Origin of the sequence: Croceicoccus gelatinilyticus (assembly GCF_018398395.1) — a bacterium.
Classification (GTDB): Bacteria; Pseudomonadota; Alphaproteobacteria; order Sphingomonadales; family Sphingomonadaceae; genus Croceicoccus; species Croceicoccus gelatinilyticus.
Window position 1 is genome coordinate 1 of sequence record NZ_JAHCBF010000041.1, and the last position, 1,316, is coordinate 1,316.

Sequence of the window (1,316 nt, forward strand, 5' to 3'; positions counted from 1 at the left end):
CGCCAAAGCGCGATTTTGCCCACTCAAAGCGCCATGCAGCTCGCAGAAACCGCTCGTGCTCGTCGCGCCTGATCGGCCATTTCCCTCTGCGGTCGAACTGGTGCTGGCCGCGCACGCGCCGCTCGTCGATGTCCGCGGCGCGAGTGCGCTCGCGCTCGAGGCCGCCGTGGCGGCGATGGCGCCGGCGACCAAGGCGGCGCTGACCGCCGACCTCAAATGCTATTTCCACTGGTGCAAGACGCGCCGGCCGGCGGTGACGGCCATCCCCGCCGCGCCCGAAGCGCTCGTCCACTACCTGCGCTGGCTCGCGCAGGGCTCGGAAACACGCGCGCCCATGAAACCCGCGACGCTCGCTCGCCGGATCGCCTCTATCGCGCGCATCCACCGGATTCTCGGGCAGGGCGATACTGCGCCGCTCCCGACCCAGGCCGGGATGGTGCGCGATACGCTCAAGGGCATCCGCCGCGACAAACGTCAGCGTCAACGCCAAGCGGCGCCGCTGCGCTACGGCGCGGCGATGGCCGAAGGCCAGGCGGCGCCCCAAGGGGTGACGGTCGAGGCGCTGCTTGCCGCCTGCGGCAGCGACCTGGCGTCCTTGCGCGACGCGGCGCTGATCAGCCTCGCCTACGATGCGGGCCTGCGTGTCTCCGAGCTGGTCGGAACCTGCGTTACCGATTTTTCCCCGGTCGCCGACGGCAGCGGCCGGCTCGATATCGCCCACTCGAAGACCGACCAGGACGGGGCAGGGGCCACGGCCTGGCTGTCGCCCGAGACCATGGCGCGGCTGTCGGCCTGGCTGCTGGCCAGCGGCACGACGGAGGGTCCGGTGTTCCGGCGGATCAACCTGCTGACCACAAGGGGGGCGGGCGAGGGCCAGCAGCTCGTGCGGCACTTCATCGGCGCCAAGCCGCTGACGCGCCAAGGGGTAGTCCAGATCCTGCGCCGCCGCGTGCTCGCAGCGATAGACCTCGGCCATGTCGAACTCGAGCCGGGCCGGGAAGGCGAGGTAGTCCGGTCGCTAAGCGCGCACTCGTTCCGCGTCGGGCTGACCCAGGACCTGTTCGCAGCCGGTGAGGATGGCGCGGGGATCGCTTTGGCGCTGCGCTGGTCGTCGCAGGCAACCGCGCTACGCTATGCGCGCGAGCTCGCTGTGGGCAGCAATGCCGCAGCGCGCGTCCTCGGCAAGCTGCGCGGCGGCGGTGATCGATCGGCAGGCTAGTCGCAGCCTGCAATGAAACGCCGCCGCATGGTCATCAATTATGGCGCAGCAACGGCTCGGCCGGATGCCGGGGTGTCGTCAATTTTGGCAGCCGACA

The 1,316-nt window shown here is 70.4% G+C and carries 1 protein-coding gene; it reads left to right on the forward strand.

The features are described from left to right. Positions 1-1,219, forward strand: a 1,219-nt coding sequence (locus tag KIH45_RS19010; RefSeq protein WP_225900049.1) for a tyrosine-type recombinase/integrase, incomplete at its 5' end; no start/stop codon positions are given. Positions 1,220-1,316 lie beyond the last annotated feature (97 nt).